The sequence below is a fragment of the Roseomonas sp. CAU 1739 genome, assembly GCF_039839775.1.
GTDB lineage: Bacteria > Pseudomonadota > Alphaproteobacteria > Acetobacterales > Acetobacteraceae > Neoroseomonas.
In genome coordinates, this window is the sequence record NZ_JBDOQQ010000003.1 from 411,611 (window position 1) to 428,255 (window position 16,645).

At 68.6% G+C, this 16,645-nt stretch carries 13 protein-coding genes; 1 reads left to right on the plus strand and 12 read right to left on the minus strand.

Translation table 11 applies throughout. The features are described 5' to 3' along the window. Window positions 1-3: 3 nt before the first annotated feature. Both AAFN86_RS08115 and AAFN86_RS08120 read right to left on the minus strand, forming a co-directional pair. On the minus strand, window positions 4-969 hold the full coding sequence (locus AAFN86_RS08115) for a Gfo/Idh/MocA family oxidoreductase (protein WP_347542782.1): 966 nt from the start codon (window positions 967-969) through the stop codon (window positions 4-6). 51 nt (window positions 970-1,020) lie between these two features. Continuing rightward, the gene (locus AAFN86_RS08120; protein ID WP_347542783.1) at window positions 1,021-1,632 is read right to left on the minus strand and encodes a hypothetical protein; all 612 of its coding nucleotides are present in this window, start codon (window positions 1,630-1,632) and stop codon (window positions 1,021-1,023) included. A gap of 361 nt (window positions 1,633-1,993) precedes the next feature. On the opposite strand from AAFN86_RS08120, the gene secD reads away from it, so the two are divergent. Then, the gene (gene secD / locus AAFN86_RS08125) at window positions 1,994-4,561 is read left to right on the plus strand and encodes a protein translocase subunit SecD (protein WP_347542784.1); all 2,568 of its coding nucleotides are present in this window, start codon (window positions 1,994-1,996) and stop codon (window positions 4,559-4,561) included. 73 nt (window positions 4,562-4,634) lie between these two features. Here the strand turns inward: secD and AAFN86_RS08130 are convergent, their stop codons facing one another. The 10 genes from AAFN86_RS08130 to AAFN86_RS08175 all read right to left on the minus strand — a co-directional run bounded on the left by AAFN86_RS08130 (window position 4,635) and on the right by AAFN86_RS08175 (window position 16,640). Then, a complete protein-coding gene (locus AAFN86_RS08130; RefSeq protein ID WP_347542785.1) occupies window positions 4,635-5,804 on the minus strand; it encodes an iron-containing alcohol dehydrogenase in 1,170 nt (389 codons plus the stop codon). A gap of 2 nt (window positions 5,805-5,806) precedes the next feature. Beyond that, a complete protein-coding gene (gene mmsB / locus AAFN86_RS08135; protein WP_347542786.1) occupies window positions 5,807-6,688 on the minus strand; it encodes a 3-hydroxyisobutyrate dehydrogenase in 882 nt (293 codons plus the stop codon). Between the two features lie 13 nt (window positions 6,689-6,701). Further along, window positions 6,702-7,682: a tripartite tricarboxylate transporter substrate binding protein gene (locus AAFN86_RS08140; RefSeq protein WP_347542787.1), complete on the minus strand. Its 981-nt coding sequence runs from the start codon at window positions 7,680-7,682 to the stop codon at window positions 6,702-6,704. A 76-nt stretch (window positions 7,683-7,758) separates the two neighbouring features. Next, window positions 7,759-9,306: an FAD-dependent monooxygenase gene (locus AAFN86_RS08145; RefSeq protein WP_347542788.1), complete on the minus strand. Its 1,548-nt coding sequence runs from the start codon at window positions 9,304-9,306 to the stop codon at window positions 7,759-7,761. Window positions 9,307-9,468: 162 nt separating this feature from the next. Continuing rightward, window positions 9,469-10,530 (minus strand): dipeptide ABC transporter ATP-binding protein, encoded by a 1,062-nt coding sequence (locus AAFN86_RS08150; protein WP_347542789.1) that lies wholly within the window; start codon window positions 10,528-10,530, stop codon window positions 9,469-9,471. Beyond that, window positions 10,527-11,510: an ABC transporter ATP-binding protein gene (locus tag AAFN86_RS08155; protein ID WP_347542790.1), complete on the minus strand. Its 984-nt coding sequence runs from the start codon at window positions 11,508-11,510 to the stop codon at window positions 10,527-10,529. Before AAFN86_RS08155 ends, AAFN86_RS08150 begins: the two co-directional genes overlap by 4 nt. Before the next feature lie 247 nt (window positions 11,511-11,757). After that, window positions 11,758-13,191 carry an amidohydrolase family protein gene (locus tag AAFN86_RS08160; protein WP_347542791.1) on the minus strand — a complete coding sequence of 478 codons (1,434 nt, stop codon included), beginning with the start codon at window positions 13,189-13,191 and terminating at the stop codon, window positions 11,758-11,760. A gap of 19 nt (window positions 13,192-13,210) precedes the next feature. After that, window positions 13,211-14,809 (minus strand): ABC transporter substrate-binding protein, encoded by a 1,599-nt coding sequence (locus tag AAFN86_RS08165; RefSeq protein ID WP_347542792.1) that lies wholly within the window; start codon window positions 14,807-14,809, stop codon window positions 13,211-13,213. Between the two features lie 17 nt (window positions 14,810-14,826). After that, window positions 14,827-15,702, minus strand: a complete 876-nt coding sequence (locus AAFN86_RS08170) for an ABC transporter permease (protein ID WP_347542793.1) — start codon at window positions 15,700-15,702, stop codon at window positions 14,827-14,829. Next, on the minus strand, window positions 15,699-16,640 hold the full coding sequence (locus tag AAFN86_RS08175) for an ABC transporter permease (RefSeq protein WP_347542794.1): 942 nt from the start codon (window positions 16,638-16,640) through the stop codon (window positions 15,699-15,701). Before AAFN86_RS08175 ends, AAFN86_RS08170 begins: the two co-directional genes overlap by 4 nt. Window positions 16,641-16,645 lie beyond the last annotated feature (5 nt).

Genomic DNA, 16,645 nt, shown 5'->3' on the forward strand with positions numbered 1-16,645 from the left:
TCGCTACGTTTCCTCTTGCGTGCCGCCGATCGCGGCTTCCACCGCGAGCGCCACTTTCAGCGCCCGACGTCCGGCGGCACCGTCCACCACAACCGGCGCGCCGTCCAGACAGGCGGCGACGAAGGCGGCCTGTTCGGCCTCCAGGCTGTCATGATCGGTCCATGTGGCGCGGTCGATGCCCGAACCCGGCATGGCCGCGACTGGCTCGGCCCCGCCGCGCCGCAGCACCGCGAGCGAGCGGTCGAGGAAATTCACGCTCATCTCGCCCTCGGTTCCCAGCACGCGCAGGCGGCGTTCCATCGCCAGCGACACGCGTGAGGCCGTGATCACCGCCGCCCGTCCGCCGGCGAAGCGCAGCCGGGCGACGGCGAAGTCCGGCCGGTCGGAGGCGACGGCGGCGCCAACGGCCTCGACCGCCTCCGGCTCGCCGCCGGCCAGTTCGATAACCAGGTCGATGTCATGGATCATCAGGTCCAGCACGACCGAGACATCGAGGCTGCGCGGCCGGAATGGTGCAACGCGGATCGCATCCCATGACAGCGACCGGCCGCCCGATCGCGCGCCCACCACGGCGCGGAAGGCGGCCGAGAAGCGCTCGATATGGCCGACCTGCAACACGCGGCCCGTCGCAGCGGCCGCGGCGATCAGCGCATCGGCCTCGGCGAGCGTCGCAGCGATCGGCTTTTCGATGAAGACATGCCGGCCCGCCATCAGCGCCGCCTCGGCCAGGCCGTGGTGGAAGCGGGTGGGGGCGGCGATGATCACCGCCTCCGCGGCGGCGATGGCGGCTTCCGGCGCCAGGGCCAGGGTGCCGGCCTCGGCCGCGACGGCAGCGGCGCGGGCCGGGTCGGCATCGGCCAGTCCGACCAGCCGGATGCGCGGATTGGCCGCCGCCTTCAGGGCATGGAACCGGCCGAAATGACCGACGCCGAGGATGGCGAGGGGAAGGCGTGTGTCGCTGGCGCTCATCTCCGTCCTGTAGCAGAGGGCGGGGCCGCGCGCATGGCCCCGACCGACCGATCAGATGACGGGCGCGACGCCGTCCTTGCTGACCGTCACCCGGCTGGCCGTGATGCGGCCCTCCGCATCACGCATCGCGTTGATGAAGACGGTGGCATTGGGCACCAGGTCCGACCGCGCCGCCGCGATTGGCATCAGCAGTGGCGTCTCGGCGGGCACCCGCACCAGCACACGGCGGCCGAGGATGCTCAGCGTCAGGTCGCGCCCCGAGCCACTGTCCACAGCGGCCTCGACCGGGCCATTGTTCATGGAGGCGTTGGGGGCGGTGTCCCAGGCGTTCTGCAGTTCCGTGATCCGGACACCGGGCGGCAGGACAGTGATGGCGGTGGCCCGGAGTTCGCCATCCGGGCCGGGTTCGGCAACCACGCCCAGCGCCGTGCCGGGCGTGATGTCGGCCAGGACCACGCGGCGCAGCGCGCTGACGGTCGTGTTCTCGGCCAAGTTGACGGTGACGCGCTCCCCGGTCCGGGTGGTGACGCTGAGTGCGCTGCCGTCCAGGCCGACGATCGTGCCGCGGATGCGCGCCGGGCCGGCGCCTTGCGCCCAAGCGGCCTGCACCGAGAGTACCGCGAGGCCGAGCGACAGCGCGCCGCGGCGGGACAGGTTCGACATGACGAGGCCTCCTTGCTGCGGCATGGATGATCCGCCTTGTTGATCTGGGCGGCCAGACCACTTCCGCCAGAGGTGCGCGCCGACCCCGTCGCTGCCGTGGGAAAGTGGCTACCGGCAACGGTCTTGTCATGGGGTCGCCCGACAGCGCAACGATCCCGAAATGCCCGCCCGGGACCCTTCGGAACCGGCCGGACATGGCAGCCCGCGCGCCCGCGCGTGGCCGAACAATCCGAAAATCCTTGCAGAATCAGGGCATGGGCGCGATGAGGGGCCCCGTCTCCCGCCATACCGACGGCAGGGTTGCATCCCCTGCCCCCCCTCGCCATTGTCCGGCGCCTGAAATTCGGGATTTCTGCTGCCCATGCTCCATTTTGCGCGTTGGAAGACCGTCGTGATCCTGGCGGTCTGCCTGCTCGGCACGCTCATCGCGATGGCGAACCTGGTGCCGCGCTCGGCCTTTCCGGGGTGGTTCCCGGCGCGGCAGATCAGCCTTGGGCTGGACCTGCGGGGCGGCTCCTATCTGTTGCTCGAAGTCGATATCAACACCGTGGTGCGGGAACGCCTGGACGGCATGATCGAGGGCGCGCGCACGCGCCTGCGCGCCGGCAACATCCGCTATGTCAATCTCGCCTCCGATGCCGCCAACCGGCGGATGGGGATGCGCGTGCTCGACGCCGCGCAGGTGCCGGCGGCGATGGCGGTGCTGCGCGAACTGGCCAACCCGATCCAGATGTCGACCGGCCAGAACGTTCCCGACATCGAGGTGACCAGCGCCCCAGACGGGCAGGTCTGGGCGGCGCTGACCGAATCCGGCCTGCGCGCCAAGGCGACCAGCGCGGTCGAGCAATCCATCGAGATCGTCCGCCGCCGCATCGACGAGACTGGCGTGGCCGAAGCGCTGATCGCCCGCCAGGGCCAGTCGCGGATCCTGGTGACCCTGCCGGGCGTCGAGGACCCCAATCGCATCAAGGACCTGCTGGGCCGCACCGCCCGCATGACCTTCCATCTGGTGGATGAAAGCGCTGCCATGGCGGCCACGCCGCCGCCGGGCGTGATGTTCCTGCCGGCAGAACGCGGCGGCGAGCGTGTCGCCGTGCGCCGCCGTGTCGAGGTCGATGGCGCGAACCTGACCAATGCCCGCGCCGGCCAGGACAGCCGCAACGGCGAATGGGTCGTGAACTTCCAGTTCGATTCCGTCGGCACCCGCCGCTTCGCTCAGATCACGCGGGAGAATGTCGGCCGCCCCTTCGCCGTGGTGCTGGACGACAAGGTGATCACCGCCCCGGTGATCCGCGAACCCATCACCGGCGGCCAGGGCCAGATCAGCGGGTCCTTCAACGCGCAATCGGCCAATGACTTGGCCGTGCTGCTGCGCGCCGGCGCCCTGCCAGCGCCGCTGACCGTGGTGGAGGAACGCACCGTCGGGCCGGAACTCGGCGCGGATGCGATCCGTGCCGGCGCCTATGCGCTCGGCGCCGGCACCATCCTCGTCTTCCTCTACATGGGCCTCGCCTACGGCCTGCTCGGCTGGTTCGCCAACATTGCGCTGGCCTTCAACATCCTGCTGGTCGTCGCCGGCATGTCGCTGCTGGAAGCCACGCTGACCCTGCCCGGCATCGCCGGCATCGTGCTCACCCTCGGCACCGCGCTCGACGCGAATATCCTGATCAACGAACGCATACGCGAGGAAGTACGCAACGGACGAACGCCGATCAGCGCGCTCGAGGCCGGCTACACCAAGGCATCCGGCACGATCATGGATTCGAACCTCACGAACCTGATTGCCATGGGCTGCCTCTACGGCTTCGGTTCCGGCACGGTGAAGGGCTTCGCCGTCACCGTCGCGATCGGCACCATCGTGCAGATGTGGACGGCCACCGTTCTGACGCGCCTGTTCACCTCCTGGTGGTATCGCGCGACCCGGCCGAAGGAACTGCCCGTGTTCCAGCGCCCGGGCCTGTCGCTGTACGAACGCCTGCGCCGTCCGCTGTTCCGCATCTTCCCCGACGGCACGCGCATCCCGTTCATGCGCGGGGCGCGGATGGGGCTGATCGTCTCCGCACTGCTGTCCACCGGGTCGGTCGCCATCGCCTTCTATCCGGGGCTGGAGAAGGGCATCGACTTCAAGGGCGGCATCGAGATGGAGGTGCGCACGCCCCAGGCGGGCGACATTGCCCTGCTGCGCAGTTCTGTCGGCGCGCTGAACCTCGGCGACGCCACCATCCTGCAATTCGGCGACGCCTCCACCTATGCCATCCGCCTTCCGGCGCAGGGCGACGAAGGCGCCGTCCAGGCCTCGGTGAACAAGGTGCGCGACGCGCTGGAACAGGTCGCCCCCGGCACCCGCATCCTGCGCGTCGAAGCCGTGGGCAACCGCGTCTCGAACGAATTGTTCATCGGCGGGCTGATGGCGCTCGGCCTGTCCTTCATCGCCATGCTCATCTACATCTGGGTGCGCTTCGAATGGCAGTTCGGCATCGCCGCGATCATCACCCTGATCCTGGATGCCACGAAGACCATCGGCTTCATGGTTCTGTTCCAGGTCGAGTTCAACCTGACGACCATCGCCGGCATCCTGACCGTCATCGGCTTCAGCGCGAACGACAAGGTCGTGGTGTTCGACCGCATGCGGGAGAACCTGCGCAAGTTCAAGACGATGCCGCTGGAGCAGTTGGTCGACCTCTCGATCAACGAGACGATGAACCGGTCGCTCGGCACCTCCATGACATTGCTGCTCTCGGCGGTACCGCTGGCGTTCTTCGGCGGCGATACGCTGTCGGGCTTCGCCTGGGTGATGGTGGTCGGCATCGTGATCTCGGCCGGCTCGTCGGTGTTCATCGCGGCGCCGATCGTGCTGTTCACGGGGCGGAACCGGATGCGGCGGGATGAGCAGACGGCGGCGCCGGCCGGGGCGAAGGCCGTAAAGTGACGCGGGGGAGAGAACTCCCCCGCACCCCCTCCTTTTTCTGTCTGTCAGGCTGGCGGCGCCAGGCGCGGCGTCCTCAGCCCATCCAGGCACGCTGGTAGAGGGCGATGATCTCCTCGGCGGATGGGACCGCCGGGTTGTTCGCCGGGCTGCCCGATGCGAGGGCCTGCGCCGCCATGACGGGCAGCAGGCCATCCCACTTGGCTGCATCGATGCCGTAGGCCGCAGGGGTCGGCACGGCCAGGTCGCGGTTCAGGGCGCGCAATTCCTCCAGCAGCCGCGCGGCGGCCGATTGATCGCCCTCCGACGCCGTTGCCACCCCCATCGCCCGCGCCGCCTCCGCATATCGCGGCAGCGCGGCATTCAGGCTGTATTCCGTCACCGCCGGCAGCAGCATTGCGTTGGACAAGCCATGCGGCACATGGAAATGCGCCCCGATCGGCCGCGACATCCCATGCACCAGCGCCACGGATGAATTGCTGAACGCCATCCCCGCCAGAGTGGCGCCCTTCATCATCGCCGCGCGGGCGATGCCATTGCCCGGCTCGCCATAGACCGCACGCAGATTTGGCGCGATCAACCGCATCGCCCGCAACGCATACTCATCCGCCTCGTCATTCGCGCGCTTGGAGACGAAGGCCTCCAGCGCATGCGTCAGGCTGTCGATGCCGGTATCCGCGGTGATGCGCGCGGGCAGGCTGAAGGTCAGTTCATAATCCACCACCGCGGCGGTCGGTAGCGCGCCGAGGCCCGCGATCAGCATCTTCTCATCGCGCTCGGTATCGGTGATGACCGTGAAGCGCGTTGCCTCGCTGCCCGTGCCCGCCGTGGTCGGGACGCAGATGACCGGCAGCGCGCCGCGATTTGCCTGCGCCGGCACCTTGAAGTCGCGCATCTTCGCCCCGGCCGGCGCGGCACCAAGGATGGCAATCGCCTTGGCGGTGTCCATCGGACTGCCGCCGCCGAAGCCGACCAGGCAGTCATAGTCGCCGGCCTTCATCGCGGCGACGCCGGCCTCAATCACCGTATCGGTCGGGTCGGGCACTGTGTCGCTGAACACGCCGGCGCTGATCCCCGCCGCCCGCAGCGGCCCCAGTGCCTTCTCCACCGTGCCGGATGACACCATCCAGGGATCGGTAACCACCAGCGGCTTCGACAGCCCGAACTGGCCAAGCACCTCGGCCAGCTTCCCCACCGCGCCACCGCCGATCATCAGCAGGCGCGGCGACACGAACGACGTCGTCATCGTCACTTCCCTTCACGGATCATGGTGATGATCCCCGAGAAATCCTTGCCCCCGCCGCCGCCTTCCACGAAGCGGTCGAACAGCGACAGCGCCAGCGCGCCGACCTTCGCATCCACGCCGGCATCCTTCGCCGCCTGCTGCGCGAGGCCAAGGTCCTTGCGCATCAGCGCCGCGGTGAAGCCGGGCGCAAAATCCCGATTGGCCGCACTGGTCGGCACCGGTCCAGCCACCGGGCAGGAATTGTTCAGTGCCCAGGACATCGCGGTGGATTTCGAGCACACGTCATACAGCGCCTGCGCCGGCAGGCCGAGCCGTTCGGCCATCACGAAGGCCTCGGAGGTCACCGCCATGGTGGCCGCCAGCATCATGTTGTTGCACAGCTTCGCGACCTGCCCCGCGCCGGCATCGCCGCAATGCACGATCGTCTTGCCCATCGCGCCCAGGATCGGCTTCGCGCGTTCCACCGCCGCCGCATCGCCGCCGACCATGAAGGTCAGCGTTCCGGCCTCCGCCCCCATCACGCCACCCGAAACCGGCGCATCGAGGAAGGGCCGCCCAGCCGCCGCCGCGACCTCGCGCGCCGTCGCGACATCAATGGTCGAGCAATCCATCAGCAACGCGTCCGCGCGGGACGCCTTGGCGAGACCGCCCTGCCCCAGCCAGGCGTCGCGCACCTGCTCGCCGGCCGGCAACATCGTGATGACGACGTCGGCATCCTGCGCCGCGGCAGCGGAGGAGAAAGCCGCCTTGCCGCCCGATGCGACGACGGCATCCACCGCCGCCTGCACGATGTCGAAGACGACGACCTCATGCCCTGCCTTGAGCAGGTTACGCGCCATATGCGCGCCCATCCGGCCAAGGCCGACGAAGCCGATGCGTGCCATGGTGTGCCTCCTTCTATTCCGCGCGGATGCCGACGCGGCGGATCAGGTCGCCGAGCCGGACGAATTCACGTTCATTGCGTGCCTGATAGACCTCAGGCGTGCCGGGCAGCGGCCGCGCGCCGAGCTCGGCCATGCGCGACACCGTCTCCGGCTTTTCCAGCCCGGCGCGCAGCGCGGCGTTGACGCGCGCAATGATCTCCGGCGGCGTGCCGCGCGGTGCCACCAGGCCGAACCAGGCGGTGACTTCGTAGCCCGGCAGCGTCTCGGCAATAGCGGGAATGTCGGGGTTCGCCGGCCAGCGTTCGGCCGAGGTGACGCCGATCGCCACCAGAGCGCCGGAGCGGATATGCGGCATGATCGAGGGCAGGTTGTCGCAGCCGAAATCGATGCGGCCAGGCAGCAGGTCCACCATCATTGGCGAGGAGCCGCGATAGGACACATGCGTCGCCTCGAACCCGCCCATCAGGCGGAACAGCTCGGCGGCGAGATGCGTTGATCCGCCGATGCTCGTCTCGCCATAGGACAGCGTGCGCTGCTTCGCGAGCGTGATCAGCGCCGCCGCATCGCGCGCGCCGACGCCGGGATGTGCCGCGATCAGGTTCGGCACTTCCGCGATCTGGCCGATTGGCAGGAAATCCTTCAGCGGATCGAAGCCGGCATTGGCATAGAGATGCGGGTTGATCGCGTTGGTGCCGGGCGAGCCCAGCAGCAGCGTGTAGCCATCCGCCGGGCTGCGCAGCACGGCCTGCGCGGCAATGTTGGAACCGGCGCCGGGGCGGTTCTCGATCACCACGGGCTGGCCGAGCGAATCCTGCAGGATCTGCCCGGCGATCCGCCCCAGTATGTCCGTCGTCCCGCCCGCGGGAAACCCGACCAGGATGCGCACCGGGCGGTTCGGCCAGGGCGCCTGCGCCAGTGCCGGCATGGCGAGCAGCGCCGCCGCACCGGTGAGCAGGGATCGTCGCTGCAGGTTCGCGGATGCCGCGCGGGACATGCTGGTTCCTCCGGGTTTGCTTGCGGTCAGTGTCGGTAGCGCACCGCCGTCTTGTCAAACCACGTCAGCCGCCATGTCAGGCAAGGCCAAGGACGCGCCCGAGCAATTCTGTCAGACCCGGGTGCACCGCCGAGGGGCCTCGCCACGCGACATAGCCGTCCGGCCGCACCAGCCAGGCGCCGCTTTTGCCATAGGCGGCGGCGAAGGCACCCTCGGCATCCTGCAGCATGGCCATGCCGTAGCGATCCCCCAGGGTGTCGTCGGCGATCACGACCAGCCGCAGCCCGGCCAGTCGCGGCACGGCATCCAGCGACGCCGGCGCTGTCCCTGCTCGCAGATGCACGAGCAGCACGGGTTCCGTGCCGCGCAGCATGTCGAAAAGCCGCAGCGGGAAACCGACACCGTGCCGCCGCAGCCCGCCGGCATCCGGCGCCCGGTCGCCGGCCCGCGGACCCTCCGCACCGCCGTCATCGCGCACCCAGGCGCTGTCGCGGTAGTTCACCAGCACCTGGGTATCTTCAAGACGGTCCGGCTTCGCCCCACCCTCGCGCCCGAAGTTCACCGAAGCCGCCAGAGTCCGCGCCACCACATCCGCCCCGACCGGCCGCCGTTCGGCCTCGTAGCTGTCGAGCAGCGCGGCCGGCGCACGGCCTGCCAACACGGCGGCGAGCTTCCAGGCCAGGTTGCAGGCGTCCTGGATGCCGGTGTTCATCCCCTGCCCGCCGGTCGGCGGATGGATATGCGCGGCATCGCCGGCGATGAAGACGCGCCCCTCGCGATACCGTGCCGCGAGGCGCATGCTGATACGGAAGATCGACGACCAGCGGAGGTCCGACAGCACCGGCCTGTCTGGCAGCAGGTCATCCGCCACGGCCTGCAACGCGGCGAGGTCCGGGCCCTTGATCTCCGCCTGGATACCGTGGTCGCCAGTGGCGCCGGCGGCGAGGCTGTCCGGTGCGATCATCGAGACGCGATAGCGGCCGGGCTCGGGCAGCGGCACTGCGACGAAGATATCGGGCGGCGCATCTTCCCGCAGCCGCACGGCACGCAGTGCCATGCCATAGGGCAGGTCCATCGCCATGTGTACGTCGCCGAGCATGAAGCTCATCGGCATGGCCTCGCCCTCGAAGGCGATGCCGAGGGCGCGGCGCACGGCGCTGTGCGCACCATCGCAGCCGATGACATGGGCAAAACGCTGCGATTGGCCGTTCAGGCTGACCGTGACGCCCTCGGCATCCTGTTGCAGCGCGTCGAACGTGATGCCGCGTTCGATGGCGAGGCCCTGGCCCGCGAGGTGGCGCGTCAGCACGCGCTCCGTCTCGTATTGCGGAATGCCGAGACCGGAATAGGGCAGGTCCGACAGGTCGCGCAGCGCATCGAAGGGCGGATGGCCGGTGATGACCGAGCGCATGCCGGTGATCCACAGCCCGGCATCGATCGCCTCCCGCGCGATGCCCATGCCTTCCCACAATTCGAGGGTACGCGGCGTGACGCCGATGGCGCGGCAATAGGGCGAAGGGCTGTCCGCCTTGTCGATGATCCGGCAGCGCACGCCATGGCGCGCAAGCTCGATGGCCATGGTCAACCCGACCGGACCTGCTCCGACGACGAGGATATCGGCCATGTCTGCTGCTCCCTGCTGCGGCGTCGCATCTTGAGCAGTTATGTCCGGACGTGGAACCACCCGAAGCGGTGATGACGCCCCTTCAACGTGGGGCGTGATTCCTCGGCACCCAGCCGATCGGCGATGTCCCGGTCACCAACGAGCGGGCGGGCAGAGCCTCGATCACGCCGCGCGGGCGCGGGCGTAGAGGGCGAGCCGCCTCGCCGCGATTTCCGACAGCCCGCCGGTGAAATCGAGCCCGGCCGGCGGCAGTGTCTCGGCGAAATGGCAGGCAGCGTCGTGCCCTTCGGCCATGCGGCGCAGTGCCGGCGCTTCCGTCCGGCAGCGATCCTGGGCAAAGGGGCAGCGCGTGTGGAAGCGGCAGCCGGGGGGCGGGTTCATCGGGCTCGGCACGTCGCCGCCGAGCGGTTTCACCTGACCGCGCCGCTGCGGGTCGGGATGCGGGATCGCGGCGAGCAGCGCGCGCGTATAGGGATGGCGTGGGCTGGAAAAGAGGTCGGCCTTCGGCGCGGTTTCGACGATCTGGCCGAGATACATCACCGCCACCCGATCGGCGACGTGCTTCACCACCGCAAGGTCGTGCGCGATGAACAGATAGGCCAGCCCGAAGCGCCGTTGCAGATCCTTCAGCAGGTTCACCACCTGCGCCTGGATCGAGACATCCAGCGCGGATACCGGCTCGTCGCAAACAACGAGGTCCGGCTGCACCGATAATGCGCGCGCGATGCCGATGCGCTGGCGCTGTCCGCCGGAGAATTCATGCGGGTAGCGCTGCGCATGAAAGGCGCGCAGCCCCACCAGGCCGAGCAGTTCCTCGACGCGCTTGCGGCGTGATGCGGCATCGCCGATGCCGTGCACGATCATCGGCTCGGCGATAGTGTCCGCCACCGTCAGCCGCGGGTTCAGGCTGGCGTAGGGATCCTGGAAGACGATCTGCATACGCCGGCGCATCGCGCGCTGCGCCGCGCCCGTGATGCGCGTGACGTCCACGCCCTCGAAATTGATGGTGCCGGCGGAAGGTTCGATCAGCCGCAATACCAGCCGCGCGGTGGTGGATTTGCCGCAGCCGGATTCGCCGACCAGCGCCAACGTCTCACCACGCTTCACGGTGAAGGACACGCCATCGACGGCGCGCACCACACCGACCTGCTTCGCCAGGATCAGACCTTCGCGGACCGGGTAGTGCTTGGCGAGGCCGGTGACCTCCAGCAGCGTCTCGCTCATGCGGCGAAGGCCTCGACGGGGGCGCGCAGGCAGGCGGCCTGGTGGCCATCGGCGAGCATGCGCAGCGGCGGCTGTTCCGACTTGCATTCGGCTGCGGCGAAAGGGCAGCGCGGATGGAAGCGGCAGCCCTTGGGCAGGGCGAAGGGCGGCGGCACGGAACCCTCGATGGCGAGCAGGGTCTCGCGCTCCTCATCGAGGCGCGGCACAGAACCGAGCAGGCCGAGCGTATAGGGATGCATCGGGTCGGCGAACAACGCGCCGGCTGGCGCGCGTTCGACCACGCGGCCGGCATACATCACCGCGACTTCATCGGCCATCTCCGCCACCACGCCGAGGTCGTGAGTGATCAGGATGATCGACATCCCCGTTTCCTGTTGCAGGTCGCGCAGCAGGTCGAGGATCTGCGCCTGCACCGTCACGTCAAGCGCCGTCGTCGGTTCATCGGCGATCAGCAGCTTCGGCTGGCAGGCAAGCGCCATGGCGATCATCACGCGCTGGCGCATCCCGCCTGAAAGCTGGTGCGGGTATTCGTCGAAGCGGCGTTCCGGCGCGGGGATGCGCACGCGCTTCAATGCCTCGATCGCGCGGTCGCGCAATTCGGCGTTGGAGGCACCCATGTCATGGGCGCGCATCGCCTCGGTGATCTGGAAGCCGACCGTATGGACCGGGTTCAGGCTGGTCATCGGCTCCTGGAAGATCATCGCAACCTGGCTGCCGCGCACGTCGCGCATGTCGGCGTTCGACAGTTTCAGCAGGTCGCGGCCATCGAGCATAACGGAGCCCGCCGCAACCCGCCCGGGATGGGCGACGAGGCGCATCACCGACAGCGACAGCACGGATTTGCCGCAGCCGGATTCACCGACGATGCCAAGCGTGCGGCCACGCGGGACGGACAGGTCCACGCCGTCCACCGCGGCGATCTCCCCGCCATGGGTGCGGAAGACGGTGCGCAGGCCGGTGATGTTGAGGAGGTCGGTCATGCGGCGCCTGCCCTGGCGGCGCGGCGATTGGAGGGGCGCTGCCCTTCCAAACCTCCCCGCCAGGGGCCATCGGGCCCCTGGACCGCGGGATTCCGCGGCGGGATGCGGGCGCGGCGCCGGCAAGGGCGCGACCCTGCTGCCGGGCGCCAGGATTCGGCATTCCAAAGGCCCCCTGGCCTTTGGTGGGGTGAGGTCCGAAGAGGGGCAAGGCCCCTCTCCGTCCGTCCACCGGCAAGCGACACCCCCATCACGACCAATAGAACGTGGGCGGTGCGATCTTCTCCGCGCTGCGATGCGCCCAGTCGCGATCCGGCACGCCGCCGACGATGCGCTTCTGCGCCTCATGCAGATGCGCGGCGGCCTGGCGGTAATCCATGGTCAGCACCTCGCCATCCTCGACGACCTTGTTGCCGTCGACGAAGACGGCCTTCAGCGCGCGATCCCCCGCCGAATAGATCAGGCTGCGCAGCGGATCATAGGCCGGACGGATCATCGGATGGGTGATGTCCACCAGCGAGAAATCCGCCTTGCAGCCGACCGCGAGGCGGCCGATGTCGTCGCGCCCCAGCGCCCGCGCGCCACCAATCGTCGCGGCATTGAACAGGTCGGTCGTGGTCATGGTGCGCGGGTCGTTCGCCTGGGTGCGCGCGATATGCGCGGCGAGGCGCATCTCATCCAGCATGTTGTGCGGATAGGTATCGGTGCCGATGCCCATGTTCACGCCGCGGCGGATGTAGCGGCCGATATCCTTCATCGCGATGCCGCGCCGCGCGAAGACGGTCGGGCAGTGGGCGACGGTGGTGCCGGTCTCGGCCAGCCGGTTCAGGTCGTTCTTGGTGTGCCAGGGCGTCGACGGATGGTCATCGAGGAAGATGCCATGCCCGATGATCGAGCGTTCCCCGAGCAGCCCCATGGAATCAAGCCAGCCGATCGGCGTCATGCCGTGGCGCCGAGTGATCTCGTGGAATTCCACGACCGATTGCGCGGCGTGAATCTGCCAGGACAGGCCGCGCGCCTTGGCTTCCTGGTTGCTTTCCTTCAGCAGCCCGGCCGCGCAGGTGTCGATCTGCGCGGGCACCACCATGCCGAACAGGCGGCCGGATTCATGCTGCTCGGCGCGTTCGACGAGGCGAAGGGCTTCCTCCATCGCCTTCTCGCCGGCCTTCTCGTCCCATTCATATTCGACGACATGGCCGTTCTTGGTGAACCAGCGCGCCGACCGGAACATCGGCGCGATGCAAACGCGCATGCCGGCCTCGGCCAAAAGGTCGAGCCAGCCCGGATGCGCCATGGACAGGTCGGCGAGCGTGGTGACGCCGGACAGCAGCAGCTCCGACAGGGCCACGCGCACGCAGCTCGGCACCGCCTCCGCATCGGCGCGGAAGATCGGCATGTATTCGTAGAGGGAAGAATTGTAGAGGCCGGGCGAGCCGATCTCGTCGAGGAAGCCCTTGTTTAAGGGCTCGCTCGACGGGTGGGAGTGGATGTTCACGAGGCCCGGCATGACCATCAGGCCGCGGCCTTCGATCACCGTATCCGCCGTGCCCTCATAACCGCGCCCGACGAAGGTCAGCACCCCGTCGGTGAAGGCGATGTCGGTGTCCGGCGCATAGGTGTGCGACTTCGCCGAGGCGTCCCAGGCGACGGCGAGTTCCGCCGCCTTGATCAGCGTTGTGGTCATGCCGTTTCCTCCCTCTCGATCAGCGCGTCAGCCGGATATCGAGACCCTTGTAGAGCCCAACACCGTAGATGCCATGCGCCCGCACGCCTTCGGTCCGCGCTGATGCAGCCAGCCACAGCTGCTCTCGCGCCACCGGCAGCCAGACATTGGCTTCGGAAACGATGCGCTGGACGCGGGCGATCGCCGCCGTGCGCACGGCGGGGTCAACCGCCGTCAGCGCCTCACGCAACGCTGCGTCGGTGTTCGGATCATTCCAGTTCATGCGGTTTGGCGTCGGACGATTGGCACCGTTGAAGTAAAGCGCCAGCGCATCGGTCGCCGTCACATACGGATAGGACATCACGAAGGCATCGAACTCCTGCGTCGCCAAACGCCCCCAGCCCACCGTCGCATCCCACATCTGGATGCGCATCTCGATGCCCACCCGCCGCAGATCCGCCTGCATCGCCTGGAGGTATTGCTGCGCCGCCTGGGTCTGCAGCCCGTAGACAAGGAAGGTCGCGCGTTGGCCGTCCTTCACGCGCACGCCATCGGAGCCCATGCGCCAACCGGCTTCATCCAGCACCCGCCGCGCGCCTTCCTGGTCGAAGCGCGGCACCATGCGCGCTGCCTCGGCATCGAAGCCCGTCACCGCTGGATTCAGATAGGCATCGGCCGGCGTCGCCGTGCCGAACCAGGTGGCGCGCACCATGGCGTCGCGATTGACCGCCATGTTGATGGCGCGGCGCACGGCCGGATCGCTGACCACGGGCTTGTCCACCTTGAAGCCCATGAAGTGGTCCCAGAAATAATTCGCCTGCTGGGACATGCGGACATTCGGCGCGCGCTGGAGCTGCTGCACCGCGATCGCCGGAATGTACTGCGTCACGTCACCCTGGCCGGTCTGCAGTGCAGCCAGCCGCGTCTGGCTTTCCGGCGTCACGCGCCAGATCACGCGATCCACCTGCGGCGACGGATTCTGGTACACGCCTGCAGGGCCCCAGTTGTAGGTCGGGTGGCGCTGCAGCACGAGATCTTGCCGCGGCGTCCAGGACACCCAGCAATACGGCCCGGTGCCGTTGAAGCCCTGCACGCCGAAATTCTGGCCCAGACGCTCGACCGAATTGCGATCGACGATGGACGCGAAGAACAGCGTCAGCTGGTACAACAACTCGCCGAAGGGTTCCGTCAGCTCGTATTCAACGGTGAACTGGTCGCGCGCGCGGATTTCCTTCACCGGGCCGGCGCGCCAGCGCACCGGGCTGCGCGTCGCGGGATCGATCCAGCGATTGATGGAATAGACCACGTCATCGGCGGTCATCGGGCGGCCGTCGCAGAAGGTGACGTCGCGGCGCAGATGGAAAGTGTAGGTCTTGCCGTCCGGGCTGACCTCCCAGCGTTCGGCCAGCAGCGGGCGGACCGTCTGCATGTCGAAGTCGAGCGCGACCAGCGTGTCGGTCATCATGTAGACGACTTCGCCGGCACCACGCGCGGTGGAACGCGGCGGGTCGTAGTTGTCGGCGTCGATCTCCCGCAGCACGACCAGCGTGTTGCGCGGGTTGGCGGCCTGGGCGAGCGCATCGCCCACCGGCATCGCCGCGGCCAGCGCGAGCAGCGCGGCCCCGATTGTCTTCTTCATGAATCCATCTCTCCCGATCAAACGCGAAGCCTGGGGTCGAGCGCGTCCCGCAAGGCGTCCCCGAGGACGTTGAAGGCGAGCACGACGATGAAGATCAGCACGCAGGGCACCACCGCGATGTGGGGTGCGAAGAACAGGAAGTTGCGCCCCTCGGAGGCCATGGCGCCGAGTTCCGGCACCGGCGGCTGCGCGCCGAGGCCGAGGAAGGACAGCGCCGATCCCAGCAGGATCACCTGCCCGAAGCGCAGCGTGGCGAAGACGAAGATCGCCGACAGGCAGTTGGGCGCCAGGTGCCGCCAGATCAGCCGCGCATCGGACATCCCTGTCGCCCGCGCGGCCTCGATGTAGTCCAGCCGCATCACCACCATCGCCGACCCGCGCACGATGCGCGCCATCAGCGGCACCGTGGCGACCGACAGCGCCAGCACGACCGAGAAGATCCCCGGCCCGAAGATCGCCGCGATGGCAAGCCCGACCAGGATTGCCGGGAAGGACAGCAGGATATCGACCAGCCGCATGATCGGCCCGTCCAGCCAGCGGTGATAGAAAGCCGCCAGGAAGCCGAGCAGCGCGCCCAGCCCGCCACCCAGCGCCACCGCCGCGAACCCCATCAGCAGCGAAACGCGCAGCCCGAACAGCAGGCGCGTGATCATGTCCCGCCCCTGGGCGTCGGCACCGAGCGGCAGGCCCTCGCTGCCCGGCGGCTGCATCGCCAGCGCCAGGTCGTTGTCGTAAGGGTCCGTCGGCGCCAGCAACGGCGCGAAGACCGCCGCGCCGATCAGCAGCACAACCAGGATCAGCGAGATCGCCGCCCCCGGCTCGCGCATCAGCCGCGACAGGATGCCCGGGCGCGGCGGGGCGATCGGTTCGGCGGTTTCGGTCGAAGCGCTCATGCCCCGCGCACCCGCGGATCGAGCGCGGCGTAGAGCACATCCACGATCAAATTCACCACGATGAAGCCCATCGACAGCACGATGATGGTGCCCTGCGCCATCGGGAAGTCGGAGGACAGGATCGCACCGACCGCGAGTCGCCCCACGCCGGGCCAGGAGAACACCGTCTCCGTCACCACCGCGCCACCGAGCAGGAAGCCGATCTGCAACCCGATCAGCGTGACCACCGGCACCATGGCGTTACGCAGCGCGTGGCGCCGGACCACCAACACCTCGGTCAACCCCTTGGCGCGCGCCGTGCGCACATGGTCGGCCGACAGCACGTCCAGCACCGCCGTGCGCGTCATGCGCGCGACCGGGCCGACGAAGACGCCGCCGAGTGTGACCGCCGGCAGGATGATCGACAGGATGCCGTCCATCGTCCACAGCGGCCCGCCGCGCCCCGTGAAGGGCAGCCATTGCCACTGGAAGCCGACGAACCAGATCAGCACCAGGCCGAGGAAGAACACCGGCACCGACACGCCGGCGACCGACAACGCCATGATCGCGCGGTCGATCAGCGATCCGCGCCAATACCCCGCCAGCGTGCCGAACAGGATGCCGAGCGGGATCGACCAGAACAGGCTGGCGAACATCAGTTCCAGCGTCGGCCCGATCGTCGTCCCGAGTTCCTGCGCCACCGACACATTGTTGATGATCGACGAACCGAGGTCCCCATGCAGCAACCGCCAGACATAAAGCCCGAACTGCACATACAGCGGCTCGTTCAGTCCGAGGTCGGCGCGGATCGCCGCGATCACGTCCGGCGTGGCGGTCGGCCCGGCGCGCACCGTCGCCGGATCGGTCGGCACCACCTGCATCAGCAGGAAGCCGATCAGCAGCACGCCGAACATCACGGGAATGGCGAGCACCAGGCGGTGCAGCGCGTGTCTCAGCATGGTCG